The organism is Parabacteroides sp. PH5-46, from assembly GCF_029892785.1.
Classification (GTDB): Bacteria; Bacteroidota; Bacteroidia; order Bacteroidales; family Tannerellaceae; genus DFXE01.
Map to the genome: position 1 here is coordinate 36,346 of NZ_JARXXA010000012.1, position 18,176 is coordinate 54,521.

An 18,176-nucleotide genomic window follows, 5' to 3' on the forward strand; every position below is an offset into this window, starting at 1 on the left:
GACTAATTATTTTTTAACCTTAAAAAGAAAGACAAGATGATTTCTGTAAAATTTATGCTGCGGGCCTCCAATGTAGAAGGCCGCGCTTTTCGCCTTTTTGTACGCATTATCAGTAAACGTACCACGTACAATGTATCAACCCGTATCCAACTGTATCCCAGTGAGTGGAATCTGGACAGGCAAATGATTATCCCGCCGCTCATGGAAGGGGAGCGCTCCCGCTACCTTGCCTGGGCTAAAGCGGAGCTGGAAAGCGACCGCTACTTTGTTGAATCCACCGCCTTGCGGCTCGAAAGGGAAGGCACACCCGATGCTGCCAAAATAGCTGCTGCCTACAGGCAGTATAAAGAGAAGATCAGTGTGGCTGATTATGTCTACAAATTAGTCCTGGGACTGCTGAAAAGGGGACAGGTACGTACCGCCAGGGCTTACCAGACGGTACTGGACAGGTTTGTCGGCTTTAGTAAAAAACCTGCCATGAATTTTAATGCCATGACTCCCCTGTTGATGAAGAATTTTGAGTTCCAGCTCACCGAAGAAGGGCTTGCACGCAACAGTATTTCCTTTTATATGCGTAACCTGCGTGCCATTTATAACAAGGCGGCAGCGGAAGGCATCTTCCAGGCACACAGTATACCGCCCTTCCGCGATGTATTCACCGGGAATGCCACCACCCCCAAACGCGCCCTGAGCAAAAAAGAAATGAACCTGCTTGATAAGGTGGAGCTTAAGCTGCGGTCGTCAAAAAACTCCGGGCTCCCTTTCCACTTGCAGCAGGCGCTGTTGATGTTCCTTTTCAGTTTCCATGCCAGAGGCATGTCATACGTGGATATGGCCTTCCTCAGAAAAGAAGACCTCAAAAACAATGTCATATCCTACAAGCGGATGAAGACCGGGCAGCGGATCGAACTGAAAGTGAATCAAAAACTGAAGGATATACTGGCTACCTTCCGCCCGCTTACCGAGGGAAGTCCCTACCTTCTCCCCATCATCACCCGGAAGAATGTCTCCCCCCGCCTGCAGTATGAGAGCGGCCTACGGAGGCAGAACCATAAACTGGGGGAAATCTCACAGTTTCTGGGGCTGAAGAACAAGCTCACCACGCATGTAGCGCGCCACAGCTGGGCCTCTATCGCCAAAGGGGCGAACCTGCCGCTGGCAGTTATCAGCGAAGCCCTCGGACATACTTCCGAGGCCACTACCCGTATCTACCTGGCCTCCTTCAACAGAAGTGTGCTCGATAAAGCCAATGATACGGTAGCAAAAGCCATTACCCATGCCATGTAAATAACAGCACATTTAAGTTAATTTATGTTTTCCGGGGAAAATGAGGAAAAACGGCGGGTTTTATATATATTTGCAATATCTATTTGTTTTTTAGACCATCTGTCACTTAGTGAGTGACAGAAATAAGGATAAAAACCAGTAATTATCTGCAAATATCTAGCATTTAAAATCGCCAGAAATACTTAATTCCTCTCAATCTATTCACAATTATCACCTGTTGGTATTGTGGATACACATATAAAATAGGCCGGAAAATATATGTCAGAAGCCGGGCAGATAAAGAGAATTTGTCCGGACAGGCAAGCTGTGTCCTTATTTATAAATACTATTGGGGGTACCACATAGGTCATATCAGTATATTTAATCATAGTTCTCACTATTTTGGTTCAGGGCGCAAAGGTAGTGAATGCCAGGTGGAATAGATAAGCGTTTACAAACATTAGCCGGAAAAAACTCTTTTTAGTTTGCTAAGGAAGGCATCATTCCTGCATCTTCGACATAAATCCGTTTTTCTTTCTATAAAACTCGCCAAAAGTAGATTTAAAACACAGTAAATAAGGCTGTTTATAAAATGTTTACAAATTCCACTCTTACAAAGCTTATTCCTTCATTCTTCAAAACGGGCTTTTAAATTACAGTTTAAGGCGGATTTTACAGGGCTTTTGAACTGTCCCCTGTTTATAAAAATGTTTCACCTTTTTACGAAACCACACAAAGTAGTTTTGCAATTACTGCAAATATAAGCACTTACATTTTCATTAAGCCTGTCTGCTGTCACTCACTAAGTGATAGGAGATGGAAGAAGCCTAAAAAAACAGAAGACTAACATTGATGAAAACAAAGAATCGTATAACCGTTGGATGGATAAAAAAGGCTGTTGTGGTATTAGCCATGCCGGCGTTTTTTATGCCCTTAGCAAAATCACAGGATGTGGCCCTTAAGTCGAACCTACTGTATGACGCGACAACGACGCTGAACCTGGGCCTTGAAATCGGCCTGGCTCCCAAATGGACACTGGAACTACCGGCAAATTACAACCCCTGGGAGTTCTCCAGGAACCGCAAGCTCAAGCATTGGGCCATACAGCCCGAGGCTCGTTACTGGTTCTGTGAGCGCTTCATGGGTCACTTCATGGGCTTGCATGCACACGTAGCAGGCTACAACATAGGAGGACTGAAGATGTTCGGTCTCAATGAAAACCGTTACGAGGGTTACTTATACGGTGCGGGCATCTCCTATGGCTACCAGTGGATCCTCAGTAAGCGTTGGAGCATAGAAGCAACCGTTGGCGTAGGATACGCCTACCTCGATCATGCCAAGTATCCATGTGAGAAATGCGCTGAAAAAATCGGCGATTTCACCAAACACTATTTCGGACCTACAAAAGCAGGGATCTCACTGATTTATATAATCAAATAAATGGATATGAAAAAGATACTATATATATTATTCATAGCATTGTTGCAATCTCAATTGTTAACTGCCTACTGTCAACTGTCAACTGAACTTTTGAAGTTACATTCCCTTCGGCAGGTGGAAGATTCTGTGTTGTTAATCATGGATATTGACTTGGCGGATTTGCGTCTTAATACGGAGCGCTCTTTGGAGTTGACACCTGTACTCAGCAATGGGAAAGGACGGGAAGTGAAGATGAAGAGTGTGTTGGTTAATGGACGCCACCGCCAGAAAGCCTTTGAAAGGGAGGTGGAACTCAATGGATGGCAAAAGCAGGTTGCTTCGGCACATTATGCGGTTATTCCACTCAAGGCTGAGAACCGTAAAGTCTACCGTTACCGTGAGGCGGTGCCTTATGAAAACTGGATGCGTGAAGCTAAGCTGGATGTATTGTGCGACCTCTGCGGATGCGGAGGTGAAGCGGCAGAACAGGAAAGCCATAGGCTGGCCGACCGCATCGTTCTTGAAGGGGTGAAAGAATATAACCCCTCCACCCATGTGGCTTATATCCGTCCCGAGGCGGAACAGGTAAAGGCGCGCAGTGAACAGAGCGATGTCTTCCTGGATTTCCCTGTGGCACGTACGGAGATCAACCCGAGTTTCGGCAACAACCCCCGCGAATTGGCTAAGATCGAACAGATCATTGGCAGCATACGCTCTGACAAGAACCTGACGGTAACCAGTGCACTTATCACAGGCTACGCTTCCCCCGAAGGGAATGTAAATACAAACAACCAACTGGCAAGGGGACGTGCCGAAGCTCTCAGGAACTACCTTTCCATGCGTGCCGGTATCCCCTCACACCTCTACCGGATCGGTTACGGGGGTGAAGACTGGGAAGGCTTAAGTCGTTTGGTACAGCAATCTTACATAGAACCTAAAGGCACCATCCTTTCAATCATCAATTATTACAATCCCGAAGAACGGAAGAACCGCCTTAAGGCACTCAATGGCGGAGGTCCTTACCAGCAGATGTTGCACCAGCTGTACCCACAGCTGCGCCGCGTAGTGGCAAGAATAGATTACAACGCCAGGAACTTCAATGTGGAAGAAGCCAGGCAGGTAATCAAAACACAACCCCGGCAGCTCAGTCTCAATGAAATGTTCCTCGTGGCCAACACCTACCCGGAAGGCAGCCCGCAGTTTGTAGAAGTATTTGAAACAGCTGTAAGGCTCTATCCCGAAGACCCGGTAGCCAACCTGAACGCAGCCGCCTCGGCACTCAAAGCAGGTGACCAGGTGCGCGCAGAAAGGTATTTGCAGCACGCAGCACGCAACACGCAGAACGGAAATGTAGTTCGGGGTACGGCAGAGTATTATAACAACATAGGGGTACTTGAAATGCTTAAAGGCAATACGGCCAAGGCAAAGAGCCTCTTCAAACGGGCATCAGAGAAAAACCTCGATGCAGCCCTGAAGAACCTCGACGAAATAAAGAGAAAAGAAGATGCGGAGAAATTGCTGCGCAACTAATTATTAATGATTAATTATTAATGGTTAAGGGTTAATTATAAATTGTAAACAACTGGCAATTAACAATTAATAATTTACAATTCACAATTAAATAGACTTTTTTTATTAATTAAATTCAAGTAAAAATGAGAAAGACGTTTAAGTTTTTTATGTGTGCTGCTATTGTGGCGGCAGGGTTTACGGCTTGTTCGAGCGAGGAAGGCACGGCACCGGAAATAACCCAGGGCGAGGACAATTATTCCAGCCTGATTGTAAGGGATTCCAAACCGGCTACTTACGGGACGGTAGATACCGATCCGGCAGTAACGGAAGAGAATTTGGCTAGTGCGGATAACCTGAAGGCATTTGTGTACAACAGTGATGTGTCGGGTGGACTTACTCCCCTGGAATTTACTACAGGAGAATCGGAAATTACATTTACCGGTAGCAGCCCCAATTACAACAGTAACAAATTCAAGCTTGCTTCAGGTGACAAGTATTTCTACATCTTAGCCAACCAGGCAAATGTGACAGGGGTGGGAGAAAAAGCATCCAGGGGCCTTTATGAATTGCAAACTGTCAGTGCAGGTTTTTCCAATTATACCTCTGAAAAAGTAGCGGGAACGACCTCTGTTTATCGCGTGAATCCGATCCCGGCAAACATTGCTACCGACAACAAGTTTATGATCGGTACACTTTGGGGTAAGGCGACAACTGTTCCTAGCGGCGGAACTGAAACTACGCCTAAGGACATCACCGGGCTTACCATCGGACGTTTGGCAGCAAAAATAAACCTGACAGAGGTAACTGCCGGCAGCGCAACCCCGCTGGGCGGAACATTCTCCGATGCTACATACCGTCTTTGCTCGGTACCTGACGCCATGTACCTGGTAGGTCAATGGGACGGCACCAACGAGCCGGGCACCAACACCAGCGCAGCATTGGTTAAGAGTATCTACCATGATGAAGCTGCCGGCACGGCAGGCAGCCCGAACACCAAGTTTAAAAACTACAAATGGACAGGCGCCTATGCTCCCGGAAAAGCCTATTATGCAGTGGAAAACACAACAGCCCTGCAAAACGGCGACCAGTATTACGGAAATACAACCTATATACAGCTGAAAATTAAGTATACTCCTACCGCCACTATCTACAAAGCCGACGGTACGTCAGGCGGTACTCTTAGCAACGGTACATTCTGGGTGTATAACGTAAACGGACAGCCGCGTATCTTCGCTGCCGAACCCAGCCAGAGCATAGCAGGTATCAGTACTACAGGTACCAAATACGACAAAGGTTTTATGTACTATTCTTTCCCGGTGGCTGACAACAGTGAAACAGAGGCCGTAAAAAAACATGCCGTACTGCGTAACCACTCGTACCTGGTGAAGGTAACCGAAATCAAGAATTTCGGATCGGGAGAAGAATCGGAAGTAATACCGGAAACCCCGATCTCAACCGAAACATGGGTAACCCTTGAAGTGTCTGTTCTTGACTGGTCTAAAATCGAACAGGACGTTCCATTATAATTAATAAAACAAATATGACCGGCTGTGGGCTACGGGTAGCCCCCGGGGCTCCGCAGCCGGTATGTAACACCTACATTAAAAAAACCCGGCAAACAGCATGAACAGACAACGATCCTTATTTAGCTCCATACTGATCCTCCTCCTTTTTTTGGGGAGCTGTATAAACGACGACCTCAGCGAATGTCCGTCGGGAAGGTACCTTCATTTCGAAACACTCAACGGCAAGTACAGCTTCCGTGATGTAGTGGAAACGGTAGACCTGTACATCTACAAGGGGAACAGCCTGGTGGAAACCAAACGCTATAGCCGGGAGGAGATACAGGCCACGGGATACAAAATATACCTGAACGACCGCCCCAACGGCACTGAGCTGCGTTACGTAGCACTGGTGAACCAGGCGGAAGACTGTTACCATACCACAGGCAGCGAAACCTTGGAGGGCATGCTCACCGGGCTTGTTTCCTTAGAAACGGACAGCCTTTCCGACCTCTACCACGGGGCGAAGGACATCCTCTTTGAACACCGCTCAGCCGGGGTAGCCGATACCATTTACCTGAAAAAGAATACCAACAGGATCAACCTCTATGTAGGCTTTGACGGCTATGAACTGCCCCAAGGAAGTACACTCCATTCATACATACAGGGGCGCAACGGGCAATACGACTCGGAAAACAAACCCGTGGAAAACAGCCGCTACACCTACCACCCTTACCGTTGGGCACTGGGCGGGGAAGAGAGCCGCTACGACTACAACGCACACTTTACAACCCTGCGCCTCTGGATAGGCGCCGATACCGATCTTAGCATTGAAAAACAGGATACAGCCGTTTCACCACTCAGGGCCACGGAAGCACAACTGCTATACAGGCTCAACATCGTGGAAGAACTGGCCAAAGTGGTGTCCTCAGGGGGTACATACCTCTACGACACCAACGAGAAACTGGAACTGGAAGACGAATTTGACATCATACTCCTTCTCGACGGCAGCTTTGTCGTACTGGAGCTCATTATAAACGACTGGGTGGTTATCAGCAACAGGGTACCCCTATAATACACAGAATTATGCGCAGTTTATACCGATACATATGGACCGTTTTAGCACTTCCCGCCCTCTGGGCTTGTTCGGGGGAAGAAAAGACCGTTATCACAGAACCCGAAGGGAAAGAGGAACGCGTCACCATTTATTTTAACAGCATGGGCCCGGCCACCTACGCACTCGACTTCGAGAAGGAAAGCCGCGTGGAAACCATCGACATCCTCGCCTTTAAGGGCAGCGGTGCAGAGGCCGTATTCGCCTTCAGCCGGCAGATAAACGATGCCGATATGGATACCCCCGTACTCGAAGAAGCAACGGGCGTGTATAAGCGCAGCTTCGAGGTGGAACTAATCAACGACGGTGAGCAGTACACCTACGTATTCCTGGCCAATGCGCGCGTAGAAATCTCGGCCTGCCTCTCCGCCTATCCGTCCGTCGTAGAAAAGGGCTACCTGCTTTCGCACCTGGTAGCCTCGAATACCAGCGCCTGGAATACAGGCACGGATTACAAGCGTTTACCCATGTGGGGCGAATACGGGCCTGCCACCCCCAAGACACTGGACGGCAAGACCATCGACCTGATACGTGCCGTGGCAAGGGTGGACGTGAGCGTGACGGCGGCCAACTTCACGATCTCGGCCGTCTATGTGAAAAACCAGTACAACCACGGGCGCATCGTACCGGAAACAGCGAAATGGAACGCAACGGACAAAAAAGTGACGGAGCCTTCCCTCCCGCTTAGCGGGGACTATACCGGCTCACTTGTCAACAGCAACCCGCTGCAGTATGCCACCGCACCGCGCAGCATATACCTCTTTGAAACGGAACTGCCCTCCGACAATAATTACACCAACACCACCCACCTTATTATCAAGGGTGCCTTGCAGGGGAAAGGCGAAACATACTACCGTGCCGACTTCAAGGACTTCTTTACAGGGGGAGGCGAAAACAACGGGAACGGATGGGAAGACGGTCCGCCTGCCACAGGGAGTGGCTCGGGTGGCTTCGTAGGCTCGGGAGACCCCTACCGCCGGCTCTTGCGCAACCACCATTACCAGATGAACATCATCAGTGTGGCGGGGGAAGGCTATAGCAGCATCGACCTGGCATCGGCAAACCCCAACTCGCAGCGCATGCTATCCGAATACATCAACTGGAACGACCGGGGCAATCAGGTAGACGTAGGCAATGTATCCTATTCCTTTGATGTGAGCCGGACCAAAATCAGCTTCAACAGCCAGTTCACCCAAGACTTCATCGTAGTGAAGACCAACTACCCGGGTGCCTGGGAGGTGGAAAATACAAACGCCTGGTTCAGCTGCATTCAAAAGGAGGACGGCATAGAAGTAAACTTCACCGGCAACACAAGTATCCCGGCGGAAGGTTCCTTCAATATCCTGCTTAAAAGCAACGGACAGGTGAAGTTCACCAAGAAGATACAAGTTACATGGAACAACGATTGACATATATAATTATGTTGCTTTCTGCGTACTGCTTTCTGCTTTCTGCGTGTACCACGGAGGAAAAAGGAATCGGCCCGGAAAAGCAGCCGCCGGAAACGGAACGCCCCTTTACACTGACCATGGTCATACCGGGAACAAGTATACCTACGACCTACGCGCTCAGTGCGGACGACGAGAATGCCATACATTCCGTAGACATCTTGGTGTTGGAGGTGTCGGAGAAAGGAGCGTTTTACCATCACCACATAGCCGTGGACGAAGTGGCGCAACCGGGGGCACTGTCCAGCGTGAAGCAGATAGGCTTTAGCCTGGAAGAGGCGGACGTACAGCTACTTGTCCTGGCCAATGTACGCCACTTATTCACCAATACCCTGACGGCCCGGCTTGAAGCGGCGGCACAAAGGGGCGCTGTGGGCAAGGAAGAACTAATGGAATACTTTAGTTTCGACTTCTCAAAGCCGTGGGGCAAGGCAGCGTTTCCCATGTACGGGGAGTCGGGCCTTATCGGCCGGACAGACACCGGGGCGGAGGGTATACAGATGAAACGGGCCGTTTGCCGTATCGACATCGGCAGCGGCACGACGGGAACATCCGTAGGCACGGAACAGCCCCTGGTCATAGACTCCGTATTTGTGTTCCATGCCCGGAGCAAAGCATACCTGGCACCCGCTTTCGATGGCAGGGGCAACATACTGGAGAAGCCGAACGTACCCGAAGGGGCACAGCCCAACAGCCAATGCTTTGCGTATGCCTATACGGAAACCGGCGGAAAAGGGCTGAGCCTGATGGAAGGCGCCATCTATATAGCCGAGGACACCCAGGAGGAGGGCGACAAGGAGACCACCCTCGTCATCAAGGCGGCAGCCGGAGAAGAAGAGGCACAGTATTACCGCATCAAGCTCAGCGACAAGGAAGGCAAAGCGATCCCCTTTGTGCGCAACTACCGCTACCGCGTAATCGTGATGGCGGTGGCCGGAGAGGGCTACCCTACGGCCAGGGAAGCGGCGCTGGCACCGGCCTCGGCTATTTCATTTGTCGATGCCAACGAGCTTGAACTAAGGGCCATCGAATTCAACGATTATTACCTGCTGGGCCTCTCTACAGACTCCCTGGCTATCGGCTCGGGGGAAAACTGCACACTCGATGTGTACACGACCTACGGCAGTTGGTCGGCAGGATGGAAGGAAGGGGGCGAAGCCTTATGGCTCAGCACGCCCACCGGCGAATACCCCTCCAGCGTAACCTCCCTTGGCCTACAGGCAGCCGGAGGCTATGCAGCGGAAACAGACAGCCGGGCGGCGCTTATCATACGCGCCGGAACACTGTCGAGGGAAGTAATCATCACATACCGTACAACAACAGAAGAAAATTAGATAGAATGCATATGAAACAATTAGCTATAATGATCCTGGGAAGCCTGCTTCTGAGTGCCACGCAAGCCGGGGCGCAGGAAAGCGCAGTGATGTTCCTCAATACGGGAACCCTCAATGTCGAAGGCAGCACTACCGCCCGTACCGCCCTTTATATACAGGGCGACATGATGGGCGCAGGAGCGTCCAACATCTACGTGCAGAAAGCCAATATGAAGCTGACAGGGGACCTTATCAACCATTCGGACGACGGCTTCCATGTATTCGCCGGGGATGAAAGTGAAACAAACTTTGCCGCCAAGACGGACGGGAGCTTTGAATTCGCCGGTACCTCCCCCCAGCAGATACGCGGCATCGCGGGCAAGGCCGGCAGCTTTATCCGCTTCCCCCAAACAAGCGTGATAAACAATACCAACGCCACCGATTGGAAACAGGCCACCGTAACGCTTGTGCCCACTGCGGCAGCCACCATGACCAACCTGCAGCACAAAAGCGGGCGCCTGGTGATAGACTCCGAAACGGGCATGGACTTCAACACCAACAACGCACACCTTATCCTGCAAGGCACCGCCTCGGGGACGATGTATTATGACAATACGAATCCCGCTGGTCCCTGGGGGCATGTACAGGTGAACCTCGCCTTGGGCGCAAACCAGGGCAAGCGTATCTTCGGATTCGCCTCCCCCTTCAGCCGCACCTATGCCGACTACTTTATGTACAACTTCCTTTCGGCTCCATCGTCTAAGGGGCTCTTTGGAGACAACGGACTGCTTATCACTAACCCCGCCACCTTTGTGGAAAAGGGCAAGGGATATATCGTAGGGCAGGGCCTGGTGGACGAAGCCGCCTATTACAGCGGCATGCTCGACCCCGAGTGGGCGGGTGCCAAGTATGCCGACCGGGCCACCACCGTGTTCCACTTCGGGGGATTCCCCTACTACGGAGCGGCTTCCATACAGGTGAAGACAACAGCCGAACGCTATGCGGCCGAAGTGCTTAACAGCTCCGACATCCCCCTTACCCTCTCCAAAGGATTCAATTACCTGGGTAACTCCTTTACGGCGCCTTTGGACCTGAAGAGCCTGGTGGAAAAAGAAGGGGCGGCGGATAGCGACTGGGGCGTAACGGTAGGCCCTGCCGCTACGGCGGATGTAAAAAACGGCTTTTATGTGCTCACCAACGGTAGCGGCGCCTATGAGGGAAATAACCGCTTTAGCTTTGCCGCCAGTTGGCTGATCGGACAAAAAGTAGGGGGAACCTATACGGGCAGTGCCGGAAACTACGACAGCCAAAACCTCATTGCCCCCATGCAGATGTTCGTGCTCTGGTCCAACAAAGAGAATGTAAGCCTCAAAATACCGGCAGCCAAACGTACACACGGCATTGTGGATTTCCTCCGCGCAGCGGAAACCGAGAGCGGCCCCATAGATGAAATACTCCTGGAAAGCCGTGACACCCGGACAGGCGGCTTCGACCGCTTCTGCGTGGTATTCCGTCCCGACGCTTCGGAAGCGGCTACCGACCCCTACGATGCCCCCAAACTGTTTAACCGCTCCGGCGGCGTAAACCAATTATACACCCGCTCGTCGGACAACAAGGAAATGACAACAACTGTGATACCCCCTACCACCTACCGCATTCCCCTCTATTTCGAGCCTTCACTAGAAATACAGGAAGTGGAGCTGGAAGCCTCGCGTTTGGAATCCCTACAGTCTGTACAGGAGGTGATACTGGAAGATACCCAAACAGGCAAAAAGAGCAGTTTGATGCGCAATGCCGTCTACCGCTTCACTTCCAGCCCAGGAGATAGCCCGGCACGCTTTGTATTACACTTCCGTAATACGGCAACAGGCATGGAAGCGATAGAAGAGAAGGCCTTTACGGCTTCGTACCGTAACGGTATCACCTCCGCATATGGCCTTGACGAAGCGGACAGGGGCGAATACCTCTACCTGTACAATGTGAAAGGGGAGCTTCTCTATCGCGAGAAAGTAACGGAACTATTCCCGCAAAGGATACGCAAAACCCTGACAACGGGCGTGTACATCCTCCGCACAGAAAAAGGCAGGACAACAAAACTATCGGTTAAATAAAATAGATATAAAAATAAAACAGAGATAACAGATGAAACGAATCAGATTAAAACTAACAGTATGGTTGGCTGTGATAGCCGGGACAATTCCGGCATACAGCCAGGTAACAGTGGGCTCGGACATCACCCCCACACGTGCGGCGCTCCTTGAAATCAAGACACAGCAGACCAGCGGCAAGGTAGCCTCCGTAACCGATGATAAGAACATCACATCGGGTAAAGACGGCGGGGGATTCCTCTTGCCCCGGGTAAAACTAGTCAATACCGGTACGCTGGAACCCTTTATCGAGGCGGATGACGATGAGTTTGTAAACAATGTAGGCTCGCTGAAAGAGAAACTGGCGGGGCTGATGGTGTACAATATCACCAACAACGGGGGGGCGCTCTACCCGGCGGTGTACACCTGGAACGGCGCCTACTGGGTGACCTCGCAGGCCAACGAAGCGGTGTCGTCTATTACGAAACAGCCCAAAAAGTTTACCTTTTATGAACTGGGGACAGAAACACCCGCTGCACTGGAATTTAAAGTAGACGGCCAGGGCGACTGGAGCTACCAATGGTACCAGGTGACAGGAAACAATGTGCATGTGCGTATCGGGACAGCCATAGGAGGATCGGGAACGGTAACGGGAACGGGAGCGACGACAAGCAAATTTACGCCGACGGGAGTTATTAAAGGAACGACCCGCAATGCCAAGAATGCAGGCTTTTATAAATTCTATTGCATCGCAAACAGTTCGCTGGGCGCAGAATTAACATCCGATATAGCCGAAGTAGCCGTGGGCTGCGGGGCCAAGAACAATGCCGGGGAATGGCTGTCCTTTATGTGCTTCAACCTGGGGGCTACCACTCTGACGATTGAGGCGCAGAAAAATCATTCCATGACTTTCAATCCTGCCAATGAATCAAACGGTTTACATTATTACATTGCCGGGGAAGAAAACCTCTACGGTGACCTGTACCAATGGGGCCGTATTGGCGATGGGCACGAAAAGCGTGGGGCATCGGCAGGCTTTGTCGCCGGACAAAAAAACGCCGGGACAAACCAGGTGGCTTATGGCGAAGGTCCTACGTATGAGAGTGGTAACCTGATTGCTCTACAGAATTACCCGTGGCGGCAGGTAAAGCGTAATACTGACCATTACGGGAAGTTTATTCTCACAACTTCAGAGCAAAATGCCAACTGGGCATATAACTTGTCTGCCACCCAGATAGACCGGATATGGCGCAGCGGACGTTTGGCCGCTAACGACCCCTGTGCCAAAATTAAGGAAGACGGCATCAGCTACGAGACCTATTATCCTGCAACGAATGGCACCAGCGGAGCGAATACCGCTTGGCGCACACCCTCCCAGGATGAATGGAGAAGCCTGTACAAAGGGGGCGCTATCGCGGGCACTCCGGCCACGGCTACGGCCAATACCTGGGTATGGAACAGTGTGAATGGCCGTGGTTATGAGATCAAACCGGACGGCGAGACAACCACCCTCTTTTTACCTGCAAGTGGCTCCCGAGCCGCTACTAATGGTCAGCTCTATAATCAGGGAACGGGCGCCAACTATTGGACTATCGGTACTATCGGTACGGATGCATACATGCTGAGCTTCAACAGTAGCACCGTTAATTCCGCTGGTAGTGGTAACCGGGGCCAAGGCTGCACATTGCGTTGCATTAAGCACAATTAATCCGGTTTATTTATATGCTTAAATATATAACGATACTGTGTTTTGTATGGCTACCGGTCATCGCCTCTTGTCGGACAATAGACGTACGGCTACCCTCTTACGCCGGACGGGAGTATTCCTGCTCTTTGTTTGAAGGAGCTAAGCAGGATACTATTGCTAAGGGAACACTAGATGCAGACGGCAAGGCAGTTATCCGTTTGTCCGGGAACTATCGCGGCGTAGCCTGCTTCTCGGTCAAGGATTCCGCTAAGGTATGGAATATTGTTGTCAGTGGTGATGAAGATATTTGTATGAGCGAAGAGGGAACGCTTTTGTTTGAAGGCTCGCCCGAGAATAATTTTCTACTTCGCTCGATGGAGAGGCAAAACAACATCATACAGAAATACGTAGATGCCACCAATGTTATGCAAAGGCAATCGATAGAGACAGAGTACAAGGCTTTCCGGAAGGAAATAACGGATAGCCCCCTCTATGCCGCCCGCCTATTGGAGATCTTAAACCTATTGACAGGCGTAGGCAGCTCCTTTACCATCACAGAGGAAGAAATGCTGGAAGAACAATACGCCTTTGTGGTGGATCAATTGGATTTTATCGATCTCTATAGCAGTGGGTTCTGGGAGCCGGTATTCGAACTGTGGATGCAGCAAAGCTACGCCAAGGATACCGTATTGGTAGCCGATGCCCGCCGCATGATTGACAGCTGCGGGCATGATATCCCCGTACGCCGCGAAGTAACACAGGCCATTATCCGCATGTTCAGTAAGTATGCAAAAGACAACTTACTGGCAGAGCTGGGAGTGGAATACCTGACCATGCCCCTGAACGGGCAAGCGGCACCGGAAATCGTACAGGAGGATACTGCAACATTAGTGCCCGTAAGCAGCCTGATCGTCTTTTACGAAACCGGCTGCGGCAATTGCCATTACGAGCTGGAACAGCTGAAAGAGAAATACAAATTACTGAGAGATAATAATATCCGCGTGATCTCCATCGCCGCCGACATAGACAAGGATATATTTGAAGCGACCGCCCACAGCCTGCCCTGGACAGACAAACTCTGCGACCTGAAAGGCTTTGAAGGCGAGAACTTCCGGCACTACGGCATCGTAGGTACACCGACCTATATCCTGACCGACAGCGAAGGCATCGTACGCGGAAGATATGCACAACTTAAAAAACTTCTTCCTTAAAATTATGAGGACAGGTATGATACAGCAGGAGGGATTCCAGTACATGGAAGTGGGAGAAGGAAAAGCGTTCCGTCTACCGATCCGGAAGCACAACTATTTGATCTTCCTTTTGGAGGGAGAAATGCAGATCAGTTGCAACAACTTCTACCGTCGCGAGCTGCCTGAGGGGTGTTTTATGCTGGCTCCCATAACGGCAGACACCCTTTGCCGCAGCCTGCGTCCCTGCCGCTTGGTCCTACTGGCATTCAACGCCCTGCCGGCAGTCTATAATGGCCGCTATATGGCGGAACTGTACCAGATAGCCAAAGAGACGGACGATACGTTCGAGCCGGTGGTGACATGCGAGGCATTGCAAAAGTTCCTGAAACTGCTGCTGGGATACGAGAAAGCAGGGATAGACAGTCCCAAACTGCATGCAATTAAAAGCCTGGAGCTTTTCCTTCTATTGCAAGCCTTCTACAGTACTCAGGAAGTAGCAAAGCTGTTACACCCGCTGGTGGGCAACAACCCCGCCTTCCGGCTGGATGTACTACGCTACTACCGGAACGTAAAGCGATCAGACGATCTGGCAGCTAAATTAGGCATGGAGAGCCGTGCCTTTGCCCTGGAGATGAAGAGAGAGTTCGGACTCTCCCCTTACCGGTGGCTCTTAAAGCGGAAAGCCGCCCATATCTATTTCAGCCTGCGGGAAGAAAAAGAGAAGCCCCTGGAAGTCATCTGGCTGGAAAACGGCTTCTACTATGCCGGACACTTCAGCCGCTTCTGCAAAGAACAATTCGGCGCTCCGCCGCTGAAAATCAGGAATGCCTTGCGGCATTCTGAGGAACACGCAGCACGCAGCACGCAGCACGGATTTTCCCCCTCTCTTGTGGAGAGGGGTTAGGGGAGAGGCTTTCCCCGTTCTGCGTACTGCATACTGCGTACTGCGCCCGCCCCGGCGGGCAGAAAAGAAATCTTATCTTTCTTAAGTTAACGCCAAGTTAATTTAAGGTTAGTCTATGGAGAAGGGAGGCCTGTGAAGGTATCCCTCTCATTTTTTTTGATTTTACAAACCAAGTCTTAACGAATGTATTATAAGGAACTTAAACGTTTTTTTGAGGGGGAATACCCTTCAGTCAAGAGATTTATAGCCAAAACAGCCTTATTGCCCTCCCAGGAAAGAGCGCAATGGCTGCGTATCGCCTTTGAGGCTGCCCTGCACAACTGGGAAGAGGCGAATAGTGAATTCCAGCCATTCCTGGTGAACCTGACAAAGTGTAACCGGCAGTCCTTCCTGGACTACCTGCACAAGGCTACCGTCATGGGAAGCCTTCGCTTCAAAGTAGAAAACCCCATATTGCTACGAAAAGTAATCTGGCTACTGGAAGGAGGTGCGAGGGAAAGAAAATCTTCCTCCTGGGACCTTTGCTCCTCCCTATTATATGGAATGGACTTCGGCCTGAAAGTAAACAGCCTCCACCAATACATGCGCACCGACATCTTCACCACCGACGATATGGTGGAGCTACTGGAGATACCCCTTTTCTTTTAATATGATATAACTGAAACACACAATACGGGTAGTATAAAAATCGCATAGCGATTAAATGTCATTAGCCAGGGCGCGCCAGCCCCTGGTTGGGATGATCCATGCCCCATATTATAGCCCCATTAGGGGCGATATATTGCATACCTACGGCATGCATATATTGGGTTTGACCCATTAATACAGGGGCTGGCGCCACCTGCCTAATAACATCTAGTCGCTATGCGATTTAAATTTTATATGTTACGTTATTTTTAGTTTGGCGGGGTTTTGTCGGCAATCCCATAAATCAACAATGTAGACATTCTGGGTATCACAATAGTAGATGATTTTGGTATGACGATGTACAACCAGCGAACGGAAGTCTTCCGGATGGCCGACAAGCAAAGGTTCACGTTTGCCGATAGCGGATTGTCTGCTGATTCGCTCTACATTTTCAGCTATGCCACGCATGAAGCTATCAGCGGCTTTCAAACCCATATTATCGAAATACCATCGTGTCGTTCTGAGGTATTTGGCGCGTGCAGTGTGCTTCCAGATGATTTGTTTTATTGCCACGATGCGATGAGTTTCTCCATCTCTTCCATTACCTGTTGATGGTTATAAGCACGTGTGTCGCGTGCTGAAGCAATTGCCGAAGCAATGTTCTCGGCTGGTGATGCCGATAGCGGGTAAGGTTGCAGCCTGTCATCGTCGGCAACAATCTGTACAGCTGTCTTTTTGCTTTTCATCATAGCACGAGCTACGTTCATCAGCGTACGACCTTCTTCCGTATTTTCGTTTATTAAGATTGTTGTCATAACCGTCACATTTTTATGATATAACACAAAGATACGAAATAATGATGAACAATGAAACAACGTTCGCTGCTTTGCAACAAGGAAGATTAAAATTTCATAGCTACGGATTAAACCATTACCTTTGGGGGTAGTCTAAAATGACGATTACTTATATTTTTCTCATATTACCTAATATTTAAGACCAATTAAACATGACGAAGAGTGCTAAATGGGGTGTAATTATTGTGATAGGATTATTAATTGTTGGTATGATTGTTTATCCCCGTATTAAAAGCAAATTGACAACGTCTAAGAATGCTTCCGAAGTGGTTCCTCCATCCTCTCCTGCACTTCGCACACAGGTATTGAATATCAATGCCCAGGTGTTAAAGCAACAAACACTAAGTGAAACCTACCGGACAACAGGCAGCACTATGCCTGATGAAGAAGTAGACCTTTCTTTTGAGTCGTCGGGTAAGATTGTGGCTATTTATTTTAAGGAAGGTACGCATGTGAAAGAAGGAGATTTGCTGGCTAAGATAAATGACAAACCTTTGCAGGCGCAATTAAAGAAACTGGAAGCCGAGGTGCCTTTGGCTACCGACCGGGTGTATCGTCAGCGTACGTTGCTGGAGAAAGATGCCGTGAGCCAGGAAGCCTTCGAGCAGGTAACCACCGATTATGAAAAACTAATGGCAGACATCGAACTGGTAAAAGCCAATATCGCACAAACCGAATTACGCGCTCCTTTTGACGGGATTATCGGTCTCCGCTTCGTGAGTGAAGGAGCTTATGCTACCCCCTCTACCGTGATTGTAAAACTAACCAAGATATCTCCCCTTAAAATAGAATTTTCTGTTCCTGAAAGGTATGAGTCGGATGTGAAAGACGGAACACCCATCACCTTCCACATGCAGGCTACAGATGGGATGATTCAAAAATATCATGCCAAGGTATATGCTGTAGAAGCAACGATAGACCAGACCACCCGTACGCTGAAGGTACGTGCCACCTATCCGAACCAGAACGAAGCCATCCTGCCGGGTAGGTATCTGTCGGTAGAAGTAACCAAGCGCGAGATTAAAGATGCACTGGCTGTCCCCAGCGAAGCCGTTATCCCCGAGATGGGTAAGAGCATCGTTTATTTATATAAAGGTGGCGTGGCCATGCCTGCGGAAATTGTTACCGGCCTGCGGACGGAAAGCCACGTACAGGCACTGGAAGGATTACATCCGGGAGATACCCTGATTACTACCGGTGTGATGCAGTTGAGAACAGGCATGAAAGTTATGATTGACAATTTGAACTAATAT

At 49.9% G+C, this 18,176-nt stretch carries 16 protein-coding genes; 13 read left to right on the top strand and 3 right to left on the bottom strand.

The annotated features are described in order from the left end of the window. The first annotated feature begins 36 nt into the window (after window positions 1-36). From M2470_RS12815 to M2470_RS12840, 6 genes are all read left to right on the top strand, one after another. A complete protein-coding gene (locus tag M2470_RS12815) occupies window positions 37-1,287 on the top strand; it encodes a site-specific integrase (protein ID WP_280745392.1) in 1,251 nt (416 codons plus the stop codon). An 864-nt stretch (window positions 1,288-2,151) separates the two neighbouring features. After that, on the top strand, window positions 2,152-2,706 hold the full coding sequence (locus M2470_RS12820; RefSeq protein ID WP_280745477.1) for a DUF3575 domain-containing protein: 555 nt from the start codon (window positions 2,152-2,154) through the stop codon (window positions 2,704-2,706). Window positions 2,707-2,712: 6 nt separating this feature from the next. After that, entirely contained in the window at window positions 2,713-4,215 is a 1,503-nt protein-coding gene (locus tag M2470_RS12825) for a DUF3868 domain-containing protein (RefSeq protein WP_280745393.1), read from the top strand. Window positions 4,216-4,340: 125 nt separating this feature from the next. Further along, window positions 4,341-5,723, top strand: a complete 1,383-nt coding sequence (locus M2470_RS12830; RefSeq protein ID WP_280745394.1) for an Mfa1 family fimbria major subunit — start codon at window positions 4,341-4,343, stop codon at window positions 5,721-5,723. A 97-nt stretch (window positions 5,724-5,820) separates the two neighbouring features. After that, window positions 5,821-6,774, top strand: coding sequence for a FimB/Mfa2 family fimbrial subunit (locus M2470_RS12835; RefSeq protein WP_280745395.1), 954 nt, complete (start codon window positions 5,821-5,823; stop codon window positions 6,772-6,774). Between the two features lie 272 nt (window positions 6,775-7,046). Then, window positions 7,047-8,222, top strand: coding sequence for a hypothetical protein (locus tag M2470_RS12840; RefSeq protein WP_280745396.1), 1,176 nt, complete (start codon window positions 7,047-7,049; stop codon window positions 8,220-8,222). Window positions 8,223-8,460: 238 nt separating this feature from the next. Here M2470_RS12840 and M2470_RS12845 read toward each other — a convergent pair whose 3' ends face one another. Continuing rightward, on the bottom strand, window positions 8,461-8,706 hold the full coding sequence (locus M2470_RS12845; protein WP_280745398.1) for a hypothetical protein: 246 nt from the start codon (window positions 8,704-8,706) through the stop codon (window positions 8,461-8,463). Here M2470_RS12845 and M2470_RS12850 point away from each other — a divergent pair. From M2470_RS12850 to M2470_RS12875, 6 genes are all read left to right on the top strand, one after another. Then, window positions 8,705-9,595, top strand: a complete 891-nt coding sequence (locus M2470_RS12850) for a hypothetical protein (protein WP_280745399.1) — start codon at window positions 8,705-8,707, stop codon at window positions 9,593-9,595. The genes M2470_RS12845 and M2470_RS12850 overlap by 2 nt on opposite strands. 11 nt (window positions 9,596-9,606) lie before the next feature. Next, window positions 9,607-11,685 (top strand): hypothetical protein, encoded by a 2,079-nt coding sequence (locus tag M2470_RS12855; protein WP_280745400.1) that lies wholly within the window; start codon window positions 9,607-9,609, stop codon window positions 11,683-11,685. Between the two features lie 31 nt (window positions 11,686-11,716). Continuing rightward, window positions 11,717-13,369, top strand: a complete 1,653-nt coding sequence (locus M2470_RS12860; protein ID WP_280745401.1) for a hypothetical protein — start codon at window positions 11,717-11,719, stop codon at window positions 13,367-13,369. Between the two features lie 14 nt (window positions 13,370-13,383). Further along, entirely contained in the window at window positions 13,384-14,559 is a 1,176-nt protein-coding gene (locus tag M2470_RS12865; protein ID WP_280745402.1) for a thioredoxin-like domain-containing protein, read from the top strand. A 4-nt stretch (window positions 14,560-14,563) separates the two neighbouring features. Beyond that, a complete protein-coding gene (locus M2470_RS12870; protein ID WP_280745403.1) occupies window positions 14,564-15,442 on the top strand; it encodes a helix-turn-helix domain-containing protein in 879 nt (292 codons plus the stop codon). A 183-nt stretch (window positions 15,443-15,625) separates the two neighbouring features. Continuing rightward, a complete protein-coding gene (locus M2470_RS12875; protein WP_280745404.1) occupies window positions 15,626-16,090 on the top strand; it encodes a hypothetical protein in 465 nt (154 codons plus the stop codon). A gap of 237 nt (window positions 16,091-16,327) precedes the next feature. On the opposite strand, the gene M2470_RS12880 is transcribed toward M2470_RS12875, so the two are convergent. Together M2470_RS12880 and M2470_RS12885 are read right to left on the bottom strand one after the other, a co-directional pair. Continuing rightward, window positions 16,328-16,642: a type II toxin-antitoxin system RelE/ParE family toxin gene (locus M2470_RS12880; RefSeq protein WP_280745405.1), complete on the bottom strand. Its 315-nt coding sequence runs from the start codon at window positions 16,640-16,642 to the stop codon at window positions 16,328-16,330. Then, a complete protein-coding gene (locus M2470_RS12885) occupies window positions 16,633-16,884 on the bottom strand; it encodes a hypothetical protein (RefSeq protein WP_280745406.1) in 252 nt (83 codons plus the stop codon). Before M2470_RS12885 ends, M2470_RS12880 begins: the two co-directional genes overlap by 10 nt. A 191-nt stretch (window positions 16,885-17,075) precedes the next feature. Between M2470_RS12885 and M2470_RS12890 the strand changes: the two genes are divergently transcribed. Further along, a complete protein-coding gene (locus M2470_RS12890) occupies window positions 17,076-18,173 on the top strand; it encodes an efflux RND transporter periplasmic adaptor subunit (protein WP_280745407.1) in 1,098 nt (365 codons plus the stop codon). The last annotated feature ends 3 nt before the right edge of the window (window positions 18,174-18,176 follow it).

Bases quoted from the DNA above. Each gene is read 5' to 3' on its own strand.
- M2470_RS12815 (WP_280745392.1), top strand. From the start codon at position 37: ATGATTTCTGTAAAATTTATGCTGCGGGCCTCCAATGTAGAAGGCCGC.
- M2470_RS12825 (WP_280745393.1), top strand. From the start codon at position 2,713: ATGAAAAAGATACTATATATATTATTCATAGCATTGTTGCAATCTCAA.
- M2470_RS12830 (WP_280745394.1), top strand. From the start codon at position 4,341: ATGAGAAAGACGTTTAAGTTTTTTATGTGTGCTGCTATTGTGGCGGCA.
- M2470_RS12835 (WP_280745395.1), top strand. From the start codon at position 5,821: ATGAACAGACAACGATCCTTATTTAGCTCCATACTGATCCTCCTCCTT.
- M2470_RS12840 (WP_280745396.1), top strand. From the start codon at position 7,047: ATGGATACCCCCGTACTCGAAGAAGCAACGGGCGTGTATAAGCGCAGC.
- M2470_RS12850 (WP_280745399.1), top strand. From the start codon at position 8,705: ATGTACGGGGAGTCGGGCCTTATCGGCCGGACAGACACCGGGGCGGAG.
- M2470_RS12845 (WP_280745398.1), bottom strand. From the start codon at position 8,706: ATGGGAAACGCTGCCTTGCCCCACGGCTTTGAGAAGTCGAAACTAAAG.
- M2470_RS12855 (WP_280745400.1), top strand. From the start codon at position 9,607: ATGAAACAATTAGCTATAATGATCCTGGGAAGCCTGCTTCTGAGTGCC.
- M2470_RS12860 (WP_280745401.1), top strand. From the start codon at position 11,717: ATGAAACGAATCAGATTAAAACTAACAGTATGGTTGGCTGTGATAGCC.
- M2470_RS12865 (WP_280745402.1), top strand. From the start codon at position 13,384: ATGCTTAAATATATAACGATACTGTGTTTTGTATGGCTACCGGTCATC.
- M2470_RS12870 (WP_280745403.1), top strand. From the start codon at position 14,564: ATGAGGACAGGTATGATACAGCAGGAGGGATTCCAGTACATGGAAGTG.
- M2470_RS12875 (WP_280745404.1), top strand. From the start codon at position 15,626: ATGTATTATAAGGAACTTAAACGTTTTTTTGAGGGGGAATACCCTTCA.
- M2470_RS12885 (WP_280745406.1), bottom strand. From the start codon at position 16,884: ATGACAACAATCTTAATAAACGAAAATACGGAAGAAGGTCGTACGCTG.
- M2470_RS12890 (WP_280745407.1), top strand. From the start codon at position 17,076: ATGACGAAGAGTGCTAAATGGGGTGTAATTATTGTGATAGGATTATTA.